This is a genomic window from Flavobacterium ginsengiterrae (assembly GCF_039539785.1).
Lineage (GTDB): Bacteria > Bacteroidota > Bacteroidia > Flavobacteriales > Flavobacteriaceae > Flavobacterium > Flavobacterium ginsengiterrae.
The window spans coordinates 245261-262728 of record NZ_BAABDU010000011.1; the positions used below are offsets into that span (position 1 = coordinate 245261).

Here is a 17468-nt window from a genome sequence, read left to right on the forward strand (position 1 = left end):
AAAAAAAAACATTCCGCCTCAATTAAGAAGCGGAATGTTTCACCATTAAAAAAAAATCAAGAATTATCGCTATAATTCAAGTTATCGTTTATTAGAAAACACCTATGTAGTGGTTTCCTGGTTTGTTGACCAATTTTGCACCTTTAGTTACAGCACCAGTTACAGAGTCAATAATGTAAATATTTCCATCTTTTCCAACTGGTGTAACGGCAATATAAATTTCGTTCCCGTCAACTACAAATCCTTGGTATTGACCAAAATCTAAGTCAGCATCATACGCAATACCGTCTACTAATTTTGCTGTTTTTGCATTTAAATCAAGTCTTGCAACAAAACCCTGATCGCTTCCTTCGTGGTGATAAACAGCATATGCAATTCCGTTTCCAACATATCTCCAAGCATCAACATAAGAGCCTTTAACCCCTAGAGCAGTATCTAAACTAAAAACATATGAGTTGTCGTATTCATTACTTTGGTTAATTTTTAAAATATAAGAACCGTTTTTAGTATCTCTTTGTGTTGCCTGATAGATATTTCCATCATTTGCCACAAAGCTGTTGAAACTTCTGTAACCGCTTGTATCACCAAAACCAACAGTAGAAGTAATAATTTTTGGATTTTGTAGAGAAGGATAGTCTACTACAACTGATTTAGATCCTATACGCTCAAATCCGCTTTCATTTGTTCCTGTTGAAGGATTTGTTTTACGCATCCATGTTCCAATAATTAATTTGTTTCCTGCTTTGTTAAGTGTTGGAGCATCTAAACGGAAAATATGATGTCCTAAAGCTTCTTCTTCTGCTGATAAAGGAAGAGGATATTGCTCATAAGTTGCAATTTTAATTCCCAGAAAATCTAAACTCAATACGGTTGCAGTACCTCTTGTATGTTTATATGTTACTCCATCGGCTTCAGTTGTTACAACGGGAGCGGTTACGTTTACGGCAACACCTGTTTTGTCACCATCAAAAAGTTTAACCCATCTTGGTGAAGCTCCAGCATATTGTGCAATACTTACAGTTTGTCCTGACTGAGAGAAGTTTTTACCTCCGTTTACATTGTAAGTCATAAACTGACCGCCATTTGCACCAGTGTAAGTAATATTAAAAAGTGTTTTTCCGTCTACAGACGATTGTAAACGCGCTGTTCTGCTTGACTGAACAGGTTCTCCGTTATCATAAACATTAATAGAAACATTTGGATTTTTTGCATCTTCTTTGCTTACAGAATATACTTTTGTTCCTCCGTCGCCGTCGCCCGGATTAGTCTGCATTATAGCTCCGGCTACTGTTATCCATCTGTCTTCAGTTGGAGCTACCGGAGTTTCTTCATTTTTATTATCATCACTGCTGCAGCTTGTCAGCGCAAATGTGGTAAAAGCCAATCCACATGCCAGTAGTTTAAATGTACTTTTTTTCATATTGATTACATTAAAGATTAATTATTAGTTACTAAAATTTATTAAGTGTATAGTTTAGTTTTATATAAAATGCTCTTCCTGGTTTTTGAACAGCAAAATTGTCATAAACCTGCTCGTTTGTAATGTTTTTAGCATCAAAGCTTACAATATATCTTCTGCTTGGAAATGTGTAACTCAAACCCAGATCATGTGGAAATTGAGATGGTGTTTTATCCATTTCTGTCTCAAGCCATGTCGTGTAAAATTCACCTACATAAGTAAAATTGTAATACAGATTTAATTCTGATTTTTCCTGTAATACATTTTTAAAATTATATTGAGCATTCGCATTAATTATAAAATATGGTTCGTTAGGATATTGTTTATTATAATTGTCGTAGATTTTGCCGCTTGGATCATATTTAAGTTTGAAAAGAGAATTAAACCTTGACATATTCATGGATAAAAACAGCCTGTTTTTATTTGAATATTCTAATGAAGCTTCATAACCAAGAGATTGGGCTGTTCCCATATTTACAGATGGTGTTGCCTGAAGCGCCTCATTAACTCTGGTGCTGAATTGACGAACAATTTTATCTTTTGAGTTTCTCCAGAAACCAGAACCGCCAAAACTGAATTTATGATCATTAACAGCAAACGGACCAAAACGCACACCCGCATTTAAATTGTTACTTCGCTCTGGTTTTAAAGCGCTGTTCTGAATTTGATTTTCGCCGGGATTCCCAAATATTTCATTTTCAGAAGGAAGTCTGACAGCTTTTTCTGCAGATGTTGATAACATTACTTTGGGCAGCACAAAATATGAAGCGGCGAAACCATAACCATAATTAGTAGTAGTACTGCTTTCATAATTTTCAGTTAGTGTTGACTGCCCGTTAACTGTTGTTATTAACGGCGTTCTTTGTTCAACTTTCTGCTGGTATCTTTTACCAAATAAATTTGTTCTTAAACGTGAGCCAAACCCTTGAAATTCATAAGCAAATGAAAGTATGTTTTTTTCCAGATCACGCATTTGCTGAAAACTTCTTTCGAGTTCTGATTTCATTTCATCACGATCATCTCTCATAAATGAATACAGCATAGTACTGAATACCAATCTGTGATTTTCATTTATAGAATAATTTAAACCGCCTCTCGTGCTGAAAATTTTATTATTAATATGAAGGATTGTCGGCGCTCCCTGTTGTGCGCCATACGGCGTTAAAACAGGAAGACCTTTAAGTCCAATTGCTTTTTGATTAAACCAGTTATAATTCCACTTTACAGTATCATTTAAAACCTCATTTCTCTGGCTGAAGACAGAATTTATAGTAAATTCCAGACCCTTAACTATAAAGTCTTTTTTAGCATAATTAATGCTGATTACCCTTGCATCTGCTTCTGTAAATCTTCCTTTATACGGTGTTGACATTGCCTGACCGTGTTGAATTTCATTATAATCATCAGACAGATTAATACCAATTAAAAAAGTGTCAGCCCACTCAACATCTGTAAAACCAAGTTCAAAACGGCCTCCGTAAGAACGATAAGCATCATTAAAACGTTTAGCTCTTATTTCCTTCATTACGCCATCTGCCTGAACATCGCGTGCAAATTTTCCCCATATTTCATAATTATTGTCAGAGTAATTATAAAATCCGGAACCTTTTAAGGTAAAACCTGATTTATCGCGATAAGTAGTATTAAAATTGGACTGAATAGTATTAAACGAACCGTAAGAAACAGAAGCATTCAAAGTATTTTTAGCTCCTTTTTTTAGAATAACGTTTATTGCGCCGCCCAAAGCATCATCGGCCAAATGCGCCGGAATTACACCTTTGTAAACTTCAATACGCTCAATTAAAGCTGGCGGAATACTATTTAAGTTGAAAGAAGATCCATAAGTAGCAATCGGAATTCCGTCAATAAATATTCGGATTGCGTTGCCCGACATTCCGTTTAAATTGTAATTTACACTAGAGCCTAAACCTCCGTTTTGTCTGATTCTAACTCCTGCAGATTGTCCTAATAAATCATTAGTCTGAATGTTTCTTTTTGCTGCTTCCTGCGTTTCTATAACATTTACAGAGAAACCTTTTTGTATGATTTCTTTTTTTGCAGTGGTTTTTTGAATGAATACTTCTTTTAAAACTTTTGGATCAGTTATTTTTTCTAAAGAAATTGTAATCTCTTGTAATGGACGGTTTAAAACAATATTTACGGTTTTCTTTTTGGCTTCCATCGATGAAATTTCCAAAGTATAATTTCCGTAAGGAAGACCTTTAAATTCGAACTTTCCGTCATTATCAATCACCGCAAATTTCGCAGTGCCGGTAATTTGTACAGAAGCTCCAAAGGCAATTTCATTATTGGTAAAAGTTACTTTTCCTGTAATTTTTCCGTTTTGAGACCATCCGGAAAAGGTTATCATGAAAAGGAGAAAGTAAAGAATTCTCATATTATAAGTGTACTGATTTTGATATGGCAGCAAACTTATGTTATTATTTAAATTTGATCTAAATAAACCCGTTAGAAGATTATTAGATTTACATTAGAGATTTTAATCTTAAATAATTAGGTGTATTCATTACTGTTTTTGTAAAAAAAAACCTGCAGAATTGCAAGCCTTGATATTTTGTAGTTAACTAATAACTTCATAACTTATAATTAAAATTCTTCGATTTAATCACTTTCCCTTTATCAGTAATCATAACACAGCTGTAATCAGGGAATTTTTGAAGTAAAAGAAGTCCTTCTTTTTGTCCTAAAACCATCATCGAAGTACTTAATCCGTTTGCTGTTTCAGCATTTGGACCAAAAACAGTTACGCTGCATAAACCCGTTGCAGGATATCCGGTTGCAGGATTTATAATGTGTGAATATCGTTTTCCATTAAAAACAACAAATTTTTCATAACTGCCGGAAGTGGTTACAGCACCGTCTTTTATTGGAACTGCTGCCAAAAGTTTTTCGGGATGAAACGGATTTGTAATTCCAATTTTCCAGTCTTTTCCGTTAGGTTGTTTTCCCCAGGTGCTCATATCGCCGGAGCCGTTTATAATCCCGGCCTGAATGCCTTTTTCGATCATCATAGCACGGCATTTATCGGTTGCATAACCTTCGCCCAAAGCACCAAAGCCAATTTTCATTCCTTTTAGTTTCAAGAAAATAGTCGACTCGACACTGTCTAAAATAATATTTTTATAACCTACTTTTTCTACCGACTTTTTTATGGCTTCCGCCGAAGGCATTTCGTTCATAGAACCGTCAAATTTCCAGATTCTGTCCATTGCAGCGAAACTTACGTCGAATCCGCCGTTGGTAATTGCAGAAAGTTTTAAGGCTCTTTGTGTTAATTGAAAAACTTCGCGATCTACTTTTATAGGTTTGATTCCTGCGTTTTGATTTACCTGAGAAACCTGCGAATCTGATTTCCAGTCCGAAATCAGATTTTCAATTCGGGTGATTTCTGCAATAACAATATCAATGTTTTTTTCTGCCGAAAGCGAATCTTTATCCACAATGCTGATATCGAAACGTCCGCCCATAAGCAGTGTTGTTCTTTTTCGCAAAACCTGAGCATTTGCAGAAAAACAAATAATAGTAAACAGAAACAAGAATTTATATGATAAAAATCGATTCATTAAAAATCTTTAAAATTATAATTTAAGCTCCAGAGGATTGTGTTTTTTCTATTATTTCGCCCCTCCGGGGCTTCCTTTATGGGGATTAATTAATTTTCTACAAATATGTAATCCCTCTGGGATTTTTAAGTTGATAAATCAATAATCAATAATCAATAATCCAAAATCTACAATCTGCAATCTACAATCTGCAATCTAAAATCTACAATCTAAAATCTACAATCTAAAATCTGCAATCTAAAATCTAAAATCTACAATCTAAAATCTGCAATCTAAAATCTGCAATCTAAAATTCTAAATTTTAATAGCAGTCCGTTAAAATCTGGCCGTTATTTTTGTATTCTGCGATAGTTTTAATTTCGTTTTCTCTGCACAAATCATCAAGAATCGTTTCAACATCTTTTTGCATGGCAAGCGAACCGCAAATCATAATAACTCCGTTTTCTTTTAGCAGATTCATAAAAAATAAGCTGTCTCGGCGAATTAAATCCATTACATAAATTTGTTTGGCTTCGCGCGATAAAGCAACGTGAAAATGTTCAAGATGCTGTTTTTCTTTCATTACTTTGGCGAACTTTTTATAAGCCAAAAGAGTAGGCGTTACCATTCTGAATCCGCTGTAAAGATGTATTTCTTTTTTAGCTTTATTTTGCTCGATCATTCCTAAAAATGGAGCAATTCCGGTTCCGTTTGAAATAAAAGCTGTTTTTGATGCTTTTTTAGGAAAATGAAATGCTTTATTATTAATAATTCTGGCTTTTATTGTATCGCCCGGTTCCAGATTATTTAAATATCCCGAACCTAAACCGTTTGGATGTAATTTGACTACTAATTGTATATTTCCAGAATGATTTCCAATAGAATATAAACGTTCTCTGGAATCATTTGCCGGATAAACAGCCAGCAAATCGCCTGAAGCAAATTTTGTTCGGCTTGCGGCGCGTAAGGTTAATATAAAAGTATGTTCAGTATCAGAAATTGGTGTTTTGTCTAAAACCATTAATTTATCAAGACCTTTTGGAACATGATTGTATAAAGATGGAGTAGTGGCAAGCGGAATTTGTGTTTTGGCGCTCCAAAGTTTAATCCATTCTGTAAATTCTACTGCTGATTTATCATTAACGGTCTGCAATTCTAAAAAGCGTTCTGCCCAGTTTTGTTTTTCTAACAACTGATCTATTTCAACCGCAAATCCGCAGAAATCCGGATATGATTTTGAACCAAAACCAACTACCGAAAATTGAATTTTCTGATCCTGATTTTGTTTCTGTAAAAGTGTTTTAAATTTCCGTGCGTTTGAAGGCGGATCTCCTAAACCGTGTGTTGACGAAAAAACAATAATATGTTCCGCCTTTGGATAAACCGAAAAATTATTCATTTCGGTTATAAAAGCTTTATGTCCCTGATCTGTTAATTGTTTTAAAATGGCATTGGCAAAACGAAAAGTGCTTCCGTTTTCTGAACCTGCGAGAAGTATAAAAGTACTTTCGTGAGCTTTAAATTTGTTTTTAATTCGGCTTGATCTTCTTTTTAAAGTAATCGCAAAACCAGAATAAATAAAGAAAAGGATATTAATACAGGCAATTGCCAGAATAACAGCCCAAATTCCGTTTATTCTTCCTGTATGAAGATCAAGACTTAAAGCTGATAATTGAACGGTAAACGGTGAACGTTTTTCTGAAATTACAGTTCCGTCAACCTGATTTACTTCAATTTCACGGTCTTTAAGTTCTATGATGTAATATTCTTCGGGATCGTCTGTAAAGGGAAATTCAATTTTTTTGACTTCGGATAAAAGTGTCGTTTTAAATACAGAAGTTTTTTTGGCTTCTGCCGAAAGTTCTGTTTTTACAGGTTTCGCTTTTTCTTCACCCATAAAAAAGTTGAATCTTTCCAGCGATAAATAGGTTCCGGTAAGTGCAATAATCAAAATTGGAATTAAAGCCAGACGCCCTAAAACAACATGGTAATATTGGGCGAAATATTCTTTTATAACTTTCGAAAAGAAATTGCGAATTCCTCTTTGTCTTTTTAAAACCAAAACAAAACCGGAAATCGAAATCAAAAGCAGGCAAAATGAAATTATGCCGACAAAAAAACGTCCAGTTTCATGAAGAAAAAGTGAACGATGAAAACCAGTTATCCATTTAATAAATTCGCCTTTTTTAGCAGGAATTCCTAATGTTTTTCCTGTTTTGGCATCAATGTACGCATTTACGTCGTTTCCGTCTTTATCCATCGCCTGTAAAGTCACAAACTGATTATAATCAACAGAAAGTTCGGTAATTTCAGAATACTCTTTTTTTAATACAGGCAGTGTCTGCGCTAACGTAATTTTGTCAAAATCTGCAGCTTTGTACGGAAGTGTTTTTTCCTGTACCGCATCAACCGCCAGAATAATTCCAGTAACGGAAGCCAAAAGCAGAAATATCGAAGAAAACAAGGCCAGAGCCAAATGTGCATAACGCCAGAAAGAAAGAGTCATTGAATGTATTCTAGAAATGTAATAAATGTTTAAAGCTTTGTCAAAATTAAAAACTTTGACAAAGCCCAGATTCAATTTTAAGCAGAAAAATAGAATTCATGCTTATAATTAGGTTAAGAAATAATGTACAAAAAATTATATTTTGTTAAGTCGAACATATTTAATGTATCCTTTTCCTTCTGTTTTATCTGCGAGACCTTCTGTAGAAAGCGGGATTTCAAGATCGCTTACATAATATTTCTGATCTTCAACTGCTGATTCAAAACGCAGTTTGTAACCTTTGTTTATTTTAGAATCTTCGATTTCTATTGTTGTTACGCTGCGATCGCCTCCTGTTACAGATGCTCCTGTTTTTGCGCTGATGTCTTCACTTTTTTGAGCATGGAATTTATTCCACTCTTTTAGTGATTTGTACCATTTTTTGTCATCGCCCATAACATAAAGCGTTTTTTCGTATGCACCATTTGGGTTAATAAGCGATACTACGATATAAGCACCTTCTCCCATATAATTAGTCATTTGAAGCATGCATTTGTATTTGCTTGATTGCGCGTTTACCTGTATAGCAGCAAAAAATAAAAGAGCTCCGCAAAGTGCAGTTTTAAATATAGATTTCATTTTGTATTAGAATTTTAATGGAATTTAAAGTTTAGATTTTCGAATTTGAATTTTAAAAAAGCATTATTTTAAAAACTCAACCGAAATGTTGTTTTTAGTCAGAAGTTCGTTTTCTTTTGCCAATGCATAAGCGGTTTCGTCAAATTCTGTATTGATATCTTTTTTAGCACCAGCTTCGATAAGATATTTTAAAACAGCATCATCTTTAGAAGTCATTGCGGCTCTGTGTAAAGCTGTTAAACCATCTTTGTTTTTGGCATTTATGTCTGCTTTTAGTGCTGTGATTTTTTTAAGAAGTGCAACATCATTTTTAGTAATCGCCAAATGATATAATGTATTTCCGTCTTTTTGAGCTGCTGCTAAATCTAATCCTTTATCCTGAAGCAGTTTTGCTTTTGCATCAAAAGGATCTGCCGAAGCATCTTTTCCGGCTGGTCTGTAAGACTGCACTAAATAAACGCCTAAATTGTTTCCGTCTTTATCTTTAATAGTAACATCAGCGTCTTTATTTAAAAGTAAAGATACCGCATTTGGAGTTCCGTATCTTACTGCATTTGTCAAAGCCGATTCTCCTTTTAAGTTTTGTGCATTAACGTTTTTAGCTAAAGGAAGTAAAAGTTCTAAAACCGAAGTTTCTCTTGCCGATGCTGCAGCCATTAAAGGCGTATTACCTTCTTTATCTGCTTTGTTTGCATCAGTTCCTTTGCTTAAAAAGTATTTTACAATTTCAGTCTGGTTTGGTTTTCCAGCTAAAATATGAAGTACATTTTGTCCGGCTTTATTCTGCGCCGTTGGTTTTAGTTTTACTTCTTCAACTAAATATTTATAAGTTTCAATTGTATTTGTTTCTCTACGGCTTCCCTGAGCAGCAGTAAAAAGAGCGTTATCATTTGGTTTTACTCCTTTAGCCAAAAGTTTTTTCAAAAGATCAATATTTCCAGATCTTGCGGCATAAGTAAAGGCTGTGTTTCCATCGTTATCTACATCTTTAAGCGACATTCCTTTCGTTGCAAAATAATCAGCTGCCTTTAAATCTTTATCAGATGAAATGGCTAAAAGCAATAAGTTTGCACCGTTTGCATATTTTTTCTTTGGGTCGATTCCGGCTTTAAAAAAAGTATCATACAATGCCGGATTAGATTGTCCGTTTGCAGCAGCAAAATCTACAGGAGTTGTACCGTGGCTGTCTTCAAATTTAATATCAGAACCTTTTGCAATTAAATAATCTACTAATTCAGTATTTCCTTTGTAGGCCGCCCAGTGCAGATAAATACGATTATCGTGGGTTAATTTTGTAATTGAATTTCCCGGCTGATCGATTAAAAACTTAATAGTTGCAATTGGCGCATCGTTGTTTATAGCCAGCGTTGCAACATCAAAAGCATTTACATTAGCTTCTGCAGGATTGTTTCCTTTTGCAATTTCAGCTTTTACAGTATTTACATCTGGAGAAGTTTTCCAAAATGATTGTTCTAATAATGTATTTTTTTGCTGCGCATTAACGAAGAATGCCGATGCTAATGCTAAAGAAATAAAAAGATTCTTTTTCATATTATATTATGTGTTTATTGGTATTTGATTACCAAAAATGATAGATGAGATATAAGTCTATTTAGAATAAATCAAAATAATGGCAAATGTAGAAATTAATATTTTGAAATCAAGTTTTATTGGCTTCAAAAGTTGAATTCTAATGATATTTTAATTTATTTTTTGTATTTTATAGTTTGCGATCAGCTGCTCTAAATAATTTTAAAATTGTAAGACAAGGATTTTATGTTTTAGTTTAAAATTGTTTAATATTTTTTATTTCAATTTTAATTTAACATGTTGGTATTTAATTTTTTAGCTTTTGTTTTGCTATAACATTCTGCTGTGCAGCTATTTACTTTCTTACCATTAAAATTTGTTTTTGAAGACGAAAATTTTGTTTGAAAAAAATCATTTCCTGAAAGAAAAAACTTAAAAATTAAAAACACTCTGTTGATAACTGTTTTTTTATCTCATGTAATATTTCAGATTTTTTTGTTGACAACTCTATTTAGATTTAGTATAAATAACTGATAACTCGGCAACTACAGAAAATTATGTCCATGTTAATAAATAGTTTTTTTAATGGTTTTTAACATAGGTTTACCTGTTGATAATTGCTCGGATTTTTAACATCAAAATTTAGACAAAAGAAGATTCGAGGGTTAATTTTGTATGTATAGAAAACGCAGTTATCCTTCCCCAAATTCTGTTATTTTCTATTCTAAAATTAGTCACCGATAAATACTATATATATGTCTATATTTGATAAAAGAGTCAATTATAAACCTTTTGAATACCCGGAGGTTTTACAATTTACAGAAGCGATAAATAAAGCGTATTGGGTACATACTGAAGTTGATTTTACTGCAGATACTCAGGATTTTCATGCTCATTTAACATTAGCAGAAAAAACCGCAGTAAAAAACAGTCTGCTGGCAATTGCCCAGATTGAGGTAGCCGTAAAAAGTTTTTGGGGAAACATTTACGAGCATTTTCCAAAACCGGAGTTTAATGGTTTAGGAACTACTTTTGCAGAGTGCGAATTCAGACATTCTGAAGCATATTCGCGACTTTTGGAAGTATTAGGTTATAATGATGAGTTTGAAAAACTGCTTGATGTTCCGGTTATCCGCCGTCGTGTAGATTATCTTTCAAATGTTTTAAAAGATACTCGCTCTCAGGATAACAGAAAATATATGGTTTCGCTGATTTTATTCAGTATCCTTATAGAAAATGTTTCGCTTTTCAGCCAGTTTGCTATTCTGCTTTCTTTTACAAGATTTAAAGGTTACATGAAAAATGTAAGCAACATTATTGCGTGGACTTCTATCGATGAGCAGATTCATGCCAACGGTGGTATTTACATCATTAATAAAATCAGAGAAGAATTTCCGGATTATTTTGATGCCGATACTCTTGAATTAGTTAGAGAAACGGTTAAAGATTCTATTGCCGTAGAATCAGATATTTTAGACTGGATATTTGAAGAAGGTGAAATCGAAAGCATTAAAAAAGGCGATTTAGTCAATTTTATGAAGTTTAGAATTGATGAGAGCTTAAAACAGATAGGTATTCCAACTATATTTAATGTAAATATCGAAGATTATAAAGCTCTTGCCTGGTTTGAAGAAGAAGTTTTTGCAAACAGCCTGGATGATTTCTTTGCAAAACGTCCGGTAGAATATACAAAACACGATAAAAGCATCACGGCAAACGACCTTTTCTAAACAGCAGCAATTATGAATACAATAGATACAAATGAAGTAAATAGTCTTCCGCAGAATGAAGCGGGAACTAAAATGTGGTGGAAGAACTCAGAGAGTGAACAAATTTTAAATCGTGGTTATCTTCTAAAAGGTGAAACGGTTGAAGGTGCAATTGACAGAATTTGTACTGCAGCCGCAAGAAGATTATACAAACCGGAATTAAAAGAGTCTTTTGTAGAAATGATTGAGCGCGGCTGGATGAGCATTAGTTCTCCGGTTTGGGCTAATATGGGAACCGAAAGAGGTTTGCCAATTTCTTGCTTTAACGTACACGTTCCGGATAAAATTGAAGGAATTACTCATAAATTAGGTGAAGTTATTATGCAGACTAAAATAGGCGGCGGAACGTCTGGTTATTTTGGTGAACTGCGCGAACGCGGAAGTGCTGTAACTGATAATGGGAAAAGCAGCGGGGCTGTAAGTTTTATGAAACTTTTTGATACTGCTATGGATACTATTTCACAGGGTGGTGTACGCCGAGGTGCTTTTGCTGCTTATCTTGATGTTGACCATCCGGATATCGAGGAGTTTTTGAAAATTAAAAGTATTGGAAATCCAATTCAAAACTTGTTTACTGGAATCTGTGTGCCGGATTACTGGATGCAGGAAATGATTGACGGCGATGTAGAAAAAAGACAAGTTTGGGCAAAAGTATTAGAAAGCCGTCAGCAAAAAGGTCTGCCTTATATTTTCTTTAGTGACAACGTAAATAAAAACAAACCGCAGGTATATAAAGATCAAAATCTTAGAATCAACGCCAGCAATTTATGCAGTGAAATTATGCTTCCGTCAACTCATGACGAATCATTCATCTGCTGTCTTTCTTCTATGAACTTAGAATTGTATGAAGAATGGAAAGATACTGAAGCGGTTAAACTGGCAATCTTTTTCTTAGATGCTGTTTTACAGGAATTCATTGAAAAAACAGAAGGTAACTATTATCTTTCTGCAGCAAATAAGTTTGCAAAAAGACACCGTGCATTAGGTTTAGGTGTTTTAGGATGGCATTCTTACCTGCAGAAAAATATGATTCCGTTTGAAGGAATGGAAGCTAAAATGAAAACGACTGAGATTTTCAAACATATTAGTGACAAAGCTGATAAAGCAAGTCAGGAATTGGCCAGAATTTACGGCGAACCAGAATTGTTAAAAGGTTACGGAAGACGTAATACAACCACAATGGCAATTGCGCCTACCACTTCATCTTCTGCTATTTTAGGACAGACTTCACCGGGAATTGAACCTTTCAGCAGTAATTATTACAAAGCCGGATTAAGTAAAGGTAATTTTATGCGTAAAAACAAATACCTTAAAAAACTATTAGAAGAAAAAGGTTTAGATAATGAAGAAATCTGGAGAGGAATTATGCTAAACGGAGGAAGTGTTCAGCATATGGAACAATTGACTCAGGAAGAAAAAGATGTTTTTAAAACATTTAAAGAAATCAGCCAGCTTGAAATTGTACAACAAGCAGGAATTCGCCAGAAATTTGTAGATCAGGGACAAAGTTTAAATCTTAATATTCCGGCAGAACTGGCTATTAAAGATGTAAACCGTTTAATGATCGAAGCGTGGCAGCAGGGAGTTAAAAGTCTGTATTACCAAAGAAGCCAGAGTGTTTCTAAAGAATTGGTTACAAGTCTTGTTTCTTGCAGCAGTTGTGAATCATAAAAATTATAAAGCCGAGTCGTTTAGATTCGGCTTTTTTTTAGCGCTACGAATTCACGAATCACAAATTTCTTTTTATTCAGCCACAGATTAAAAGAATTAAAAAGATTAAAATCTGTGAAAATCATTTTAATCTGTGGCAAATAAAACTCTAAATCTTCGACTTTAATCTGCTTAAGGTTTCTTGTGAAATATTAATATAAGAAGCTACAATTTTATTGGGAAGCCGTTTTACAATAGCTGGATTTATTTTTAAAAGCTGATTGTATCTTTCTAAAGCATCCATAGTAGTAAACGACATTAATCTATTGGCATTATTGACATATGCTTTTTCGAGATAATTACTGTAAAACTCACGCCACTGCGGAATTATTTTCATTAAATAATTAAAATCTTCATGGGCAATGGCAAGCAATTCTGATTTTTCGATAACCTGAATATTTTCTGCAGCGGGCTTTTTGGTAATAAAACTGACTAAAGCTGTAGCGAATTGATTTTCAAAGCCAATATATCGGGTTACATCTTTTCCTTCTTCATTAATAAAAAAGATCCTTACACAGCCTTTTCCAATAAAAAAAGTGTGTTGGCTGGTTTGTCCTTGTTCCAGCAGCAGTTCGTTTTTGTTTTTCTTTAAAGGTTTAAAATAGGAGAGAATCGTATTTAAATCTTCGTCAGAAACGTCAATGTTTTTTTTGATGTAATTGCCAAGCTGTTCGTATATCATTTTTTATTTGTAATCCCTCACGAATTTACGGTAATAGATAATATCTTCGATCGATAATACTACCAAATCATGTTGTTGTGCAAAGCTAACGATTTTGTCCAGTTTAGCCATAGTACCGTCTTCGTTCATTAATTCGCAAAGAACTGCTTCGGGCTGTAAACCGGCTAATTTCATTAAATCGACACTTCCTTCTGTGTGTCCGTTTCGTTCTAAAACGCCATTATTTTTTGCACGAAGAGGAAAAATATGTCCCGGTCTGGCAAGATCTTCCGGTTTTGCATTTTGTGCAATGGCGGTTTTTATGGTTGTAATTCTATCGGATGCAGAAACTCCGGTTGTCACGCCTTTTTTTGCTTCAATTGTTACTGTAAAAGGTGTTTGAAAACTGCTTGTATTTTCTTTTACCATGTAAGGAAGATCCAGCTGATCTGCTTTTTCATTTGGCAGACAAAGGCACACAATACCGCTGCATTCGCGAATCATAAGCGCCATATCCTGAACATTTATATGCTGTGCAGAAAAAATAAGATCGCCTTCGTTTTCGCGGTTTTCATCATCTGTAACTATAATTCCTCTTCCGTTTTTAAGCTGTTCAAGAGCATTTTCTACACGTTCTTTACTGGTAATTCCAAATTGCACTAACGGACTTAGTTCTGTACTTATCATTGTATTATATTGAAGTTGTTTTTTTGAAATAAATAGAAAACAAATCTAAACTTGTCAGCGCTTAAAAAGTTTGATGTAAGTCAATAAATTGACTATTCTTTTTTTAGTGATATTCTAATTTAATTATCATAAAATCTTAATTTAGCACCTCAAATTATCATCCCAAATAAATAATACTTGCAGTAAAAAATGGAAAATATTACAGTAATTATCATGCTGCTTTTTGGCGTAGCTTTTCTTAGTTTAGTAAGTAAAAGATATAATTTTCCAATTCCTATTGTGCTCGTTATGTGCGGTGTAATTATTAGCGTAATTCCGGGACTTCCGGTTATAGCACTGAGTCCGGAAATTGTCTTTATTATATTTTTACCGCCTCTTTTATACCATGCGGCATGGCATACAAGCTGGTCTGAATTTAAACAGACAATCCGTCCCATAACATTAGCTGCTGTTGGTTTGGTATTTTTTACTACCGGTTTAGTTGCCGTTGTGGCACATTGGCTTATAGATGATATCTCTTGGCCGTTAGCTTTTTTATTAGGTGCCATTGTTTCGCCTCCAGATGCAGTTTCGGCTACTGCGATTACTAAAGGATTAGGTTTACATCCAAGATTAATTGCCATTCTTGAAGGAGAAAGTCTTGTAAACGATGCAAGTGGTCTGGTTGCTTACAAATATGCACTTACGGCTATTACAGCGGGGAATTTCGTTTTATGGCAGGCTGGATTAAACTTTGTTTTGATGTCAGTTCTTGGAATAGCAGTTGGTCTCGCGGTTGGTTTTATAATGTATTACATTCATAAAAGATTTGTGTGTGATGATATTATCGAGGTAACGCTGACATTATTAACGCCTTTTGCATCGTATTTAATTGCTGAACATTTTCATGGCTCAGGCGTTTTGGCAGTTGTAGCAACTGGTCTTTTTTTAGCGGCAAGGTCTGGTACTATTTTTTCTCATGAAAGCCGAATCATGACTAATACAATATGGGATGTTTTAAATAATATTCTCAACGGATTGATTTTTATTTTAATTGGTCTTCAATTGCGTCAAATTATAGAGGGAATCAGTAATTACTCCGGTAATTCTTTATTTGTATGGGGATCTGTAATAAGTATCGTTGTTATTTTGGTTCGTTTTTTATGGGTAATTCCCGCCACGATAATTCCGCGAATATTGAGTAAAAAAATCCGCGAAAAAGAAGAATTCGATTATCGCAACATGATTATTTTTGGATGGTCTGGAATGAGGGGAGTGGTGTCTATGGCCGCAGCTTTGGCACTTCCGTTAATGCTTAATAAAACTGAAGAGTTTCCGTTAAGAAACTTAATTATCTACCTCGTTTTTTGTGTTATATTATCTACTTTGGTAATTCAGGGACTTACGCTTCCGTGGCTGATTAAAAAACTTAAAATACAACGTTATTCTATTCTTGCCGAAGAATATGATGTAAGAAATAAAATTGTTTCTGAAACTATTTCGCATATTGAAGATAATTTTTCTTTGCTGGATGGTGAATTGCTTCATAATATTAAAAGTAAATATGAAGTTAAGTTTAATCGCTTGCAGAAAACGGAACTTCCTGCAAACTTTTTTGGAAATGGAAAAGTATTAGGCGGGCAGATTTTTAATGAATTTACCAAAGTTCAAATCGACCTTTTAAACGTAGAGCGTGCTAATCTTGAAAGTATGCATAAAAAAGGTTCTGTAAACGAAGAGATTTTTAGAAAAATTGAAAAAGAACTTGATCTGGAAGAAACCAGATTATGGATGGAAATGTATGACGAATAGAATTTCCTGAATCTTATAAATGATTGTCATAATTATGTAAATGTATTCACGACCAGTTTTTTAAATTTGGAATATTAAGTTGAATACAAACAGTAAAAAATATAATTATGAAAACGATATTAAAAACCAAAATCGCATTGCTGATTCTGTTAACGGGACTTGCATTTTCTTGTAAGAAGAATGAAACTACGATAGAATCTACTTCTGTAGATTCAACAGAAACTATGATTGATACCGTAGGTCCTGAGGTAGATACAACTTCTACAGATACAATGAGAACAGTTCCTGCAGATTCTGTTAAGAAATAGGAATTTTAAATTTAAAATTTAACCCGCAATGTTTATTCATTGCGGGTTTTTTATTGTTTTAGATTTTGTTTTTAATAAATACAGAATATTATTATTTAGAATTAAAATAGAATACAGTTTGAAAGAAGTATTTGAGATTTTAAAAGCGTTCTGGTTCATTTAAACGCGTATTTTTGATTCAAAAAAAAAATTAAACAATGAAAACTGATTTTATTAAATTTTTATCTCTTGCTTTTATGGCAGTGTGTATTGCTGGCTGCAGCGTTCACAGTTCGTCACCTTCTACTGGTTCAGGAAAAATTCCGCCGGGACAGGCTAAGAAAATGTCAGGAAGCAAAAGTGCAAAAGAATATGCACCGGGACAGCAAAAAAAGAGAAATTAGTATCTTATTTAAAACCGTAATTTTTTACGGTTTTTTTTATATCCCTCCGTATCGTAATGTTGATCCTAAAATAAGCATAATAATGCCTATTGAAGTAACGGTAATGATTAAAACGGCCATCTTTTTTATATTGTATTCATTAAGATTGGGAATAATTTTAAACTGAGCAATTAAGGCACATAGAATGGTAAGAAATAACAAGATTAATTTAGTGGAAACTACTTTTTCAAAACTTCCTGAAAAATGAAACCAGGAATCGATTGTAACACCAAAATCATACGCCATCCAGATTCCGGTAATAACAAGTGTTATTAAAGAAGACATTCCGAGTGTTTCAAATTTTCTTTCAAAATTTAAAATAATATTTGGGTCTTTTTTTCGTAAAGCCGAGGGCAGAAAAACAATACTCAATGTAAGATGTCCGCCTACCCAAATTGTGGCTGCCAAAAGATGAATTATTAAAATAAAATGATGAAGTGTCAT

At 33.8% G+C, this 17468-nt stretch carries 14 protein-coding genes; 5 read left to right on the plus strand and 9 right to left on the minus strand.

Going from position 1 to position 17468, the window contains the following annotated elements; all coding sequences use genetic code 11:
• Window positions 1–91 precede the first annotated feature (91 nt).
• The 6 genes from ABD859_RS23530 to ABD859_RS23555 all read right to left on the minus strand — a co-directional run bounded on the left by ABD859_RS23530 (window position 92) and on the right by ABD859_RS23555 (window position 9697).
• Window positions 92–1420 carry a hypothetical protein gene (locus ABD859_RS23530; protein ID WP_345147280.1) on the minus strand — a complete coding sequence of 443 codons (1329 nt, stop codon included), beginning with the start codon at window positions 1418–1420 and terminating at the stop codon, window positions 92–94.
• 31 nt (window positions 1421–1451) lie between these two features.
• Window positions 1452–3830 (minus strand): TonB-dependent receptor, encoded by a 2379-nt coding sequence (locus tag ABD859_RS23535; RefSeq protein ID WP_345147282.1) that lies wholly within the window; start codon window positions 3828–3830, stop codon window positions 1452–1454.
• A gap of 223 nt (window positions 3831–4053) precedes the next feature.
• On the minus strand, window positions 4054–5043 hold the full coding sequence (locus ABD859_RS23540; protein ID WP_345147284.1) for an FAD:protein FMN transferase: 990 nt from the start codon (window positions 5041–5043) through the stop codon (window positions 4054–4056).
• 301 nt (window positions 5044–5344) lie between these two features.
• Window positions 5345–7528: a PepSY domain-containing protein gene (locus ABD859_RS23545; RefSeq protein WP_345147286.1), complete on the minus strand. Its 2184-nt coding sequence runs from the start codon at window positions 7526–7528 to the stop codon at window positions 5345–5347.
• Window positions 7529–7663: 135 nt separating this feature from the next.
• On the minus strand, window positions 7664–8146 hold the full coding sequence (locus ABD859_RS23550; RefSeq protein WP_345147288.1) for a DUF2271 domain-containing protein: 483 nt from the start codon (window positions 8144–8146) through the stop codon (window positions 7664–7666).
• 63 nt (window positions 8147–8209) lie between these two features.
• Complete coding sequence (locus ABD859_RS23555) at window positions 8210–9697, minus strand: ankyrin repeat domain-containing protein (protein WP_345147290.1); 1488 nt, start codon at window positions 9695–9697, stop codon at window positions 8210–8212.
• Window positions 9698–10431: 734 nt separating this feature from the next.
• Here ABD859_RS23555 and ABD859_RS23560 point away from each other — a divergent pair.
• Both ABD859_RS23560 and ABD859_RS23565 read left to right on the plus strand, forming a co-directional pair.
• Entirely contained in the window at window positions 10432–11406 is a 975-nt protein-coding gene (locus ABD859_RS23560) for a ribonucleotide-diphosphate reductase subunit beta (protein WP_345147292.1), read from the plus strand.
• A 12-nt stretch (window positions 11407–11418) separates the two neighbouring features.
• Window positions 11419–13116, plus strand: coding sequence for a ribonucleoside-diphosphate reductase subunit alpha (locus ABD859_RS23565; protein WP_345147294.1), 1698 nt, complete (start codon window positions 11419–11421; stop codon window positions 13114–13116).
• Between the two features lie 148 nt (window positions 13117–13264).
• Here ABD859_RS23565 and ABD859_RS23570 read toward each other — a convergent pair whose 3' ends face one another.
• Entirely contained in the window at window positions 13265–13837 is a 573-nt protein-coding gene (locus ABD859_RS23570) for a Crp/Fnr family transcriptional regulator (protein ID WP_345147296.1), read from the minus strand.
• 3 nt (window positions 13838–13840) lie between these two features.
• The gene (gene ribB / locus ABD859_RS23575) at window positions 13841–14503 is read right to left on the minus strand and encodes a 3,4-dihydroxy-2-butanone-4-phosphate synthase (RefSeq protein ID WP_345147299.1); all 663 of its coding nucleotides are present in this window, start codon (window positions 14501–14503) and stop codon (window positions 13841–13843) included.
• A 189-nt stretch (window positions 14504–14692) separates the two neighbouring features.
• Here ribB and ABD859_RS23580 point away from each other — a divergent pair, with 189 nt between their 5' ends.
• The 3 genes from ABD859_RS23580 to ABD859_RS23590 all read left to right on the plus strand — a co-directional run bounded on the left by ABD859_RS23580 (window position 14693) and on the right by ABD859_RS23590 (window position 16985).
• Window positions 14693–16294, plus strand: coding sequence for a Na+/H+ antiporter (locus ABD859_RS23580; protein ID WP_345147301.1), 1602 nt, complete (start codon window positions 14693–14695; stop codon window positions 16292–16294).
• 107 nt (window positions 16295–16401) lie between these two features.
• Window positions 16402–16602 (plus strand): hypothetical protein, encoded by a 201-nt coding sequence (locus ABD859_RS23585; RefSeq protein WP_345147303.1) that lies wholly within the window; start codon window positions 16402–16404, stop codon window positions 16600–16602.
• Window positions 16603–16799: 197 nt separating this feature from the next.
• Window positions 16800–16985, plus strand: coding sequence for a hypothetical protein (locus tag ABD859_RS23590; RefSeq protein WP_345147305.1), 186 nt, complete (start codon window positions 16800–16802; stop codon window positions 16983–16985).
• A 36-nt stretch (window positions 16986–17021) separates the two neighbouring features.
• Here ABD859_RS23590 and ABD859_RS23595 read toward each other — a convergent pair whose 3' ends face one another.
• Window positions 17022–17468, minus strand: a complete 447-nt coding sequence (locus ABD859_RS23595; RefSeq protein ID WP_345147307.1) for a copper resistance protein CopD — start codon at window positions 17466–17468, stop codon at window positions 17022–17024.

Excerpts from the sequence above, each read along its gene's own strand:
- ABD859_RS23590 (WP_345147305.1), top strand. The coding sequence starts at position 16,800 with ATGAAAACTGATTTTATTAAATTTTTATCTCTTGCTTTTATGGCAGTG.
- ABD859_RS23595 (WP_345147307.1), bottom strand. The coding sequence starts at position 17,468 with ATGACACTTCATCATTTTATTTTAATAATTCATCTTTTGGCAGCCACA.
- ABD859_RS23555 (WP_345147290.1), bottom strand. The coding sequence starts at position 9,697 with ATGAAAAAGAATCTTTTTATTTCTTTAGCATTAGCATCGGCATTCTTC.
- ABD859_RS23550 (WP_345147288.1), bottom strand. The coding sequence starts at position 8,146 with ATGAAATCTATATTTAAAACTGCACTTTGCGGAGCTCTTTTATTTTTT.
- ABD859_RS23565 (WP_345147294.1), top strand. The coding sequence starts at position 11,419 with ATGAATACAATAGATACAAATGAAGTAAATAGTCTTCCGCAGAATGAA.
- ABD859_RS23585 (WP_345147303.1), top strand. The coding sequence starts at position 16,402 with ATGAAAACGATATTAAAAACCAAAATCGCATTGCTGATTCTGTTAACG.
- ABD859_RS23535 (WP_345147282.1), bottom strand. The coding sequence starts at position 3,830 with ATGATAACCTTTTCCGGATGGTCTCAAAACGGAAAAATTACAGGAAAA.
- ABD859_RS23580 (WP_345147301.1), top strand. The coding sequence starts at position 14,693 with ATGGAAAATATTACAGTAATTATCATGCTGCTTTTTGGCGTAGCTTTT.
- ribB (WP_345147299.1), bottom strand. The coding sequence starts at position 14,503 with ATGATAAGTACAGAACTAAGTCCGTTAGTGCAATTTGGAATTACCAGT.
- ABD859_RS23530 (WP_345147280.1), bottom strand. The coding sequence starts at position 1,420 with ATGAAAAAAAGTACATTTAAACTACTGGCATGTGGATTGGCTTTTACC.
- ABD859_RS23560 (WP_345147292.1), top strand. The coding sequence starts at position 10,432 with ATGTCTATATTTGATAAAAGAGTCAATTATAAACCTTTTGAATACCCG.
- ABD859_RS23570 (WP_345147296.1), bottom strand. The coding sequence starts at position 13,837 with ATGATATACGAACAGCTTGGCAATTACATCAAAAAAAACATTGACGTT.
- ABD859_RS23540 (WP_345147284.1), bottom strand. The coding sequence starts at position 5,043 with ATGAATCGATTTTTATCATATAAATTCTTGTTTCTGTTTACTATTATT.
- ABD859_RS23545 (WP_345147286.1), bottom strand. The coding sequence starts at position 7,528 with ATGACTCTTTCTTTCTGGCGTTATGCACATTTGGCTCTGGCCTTGTTT.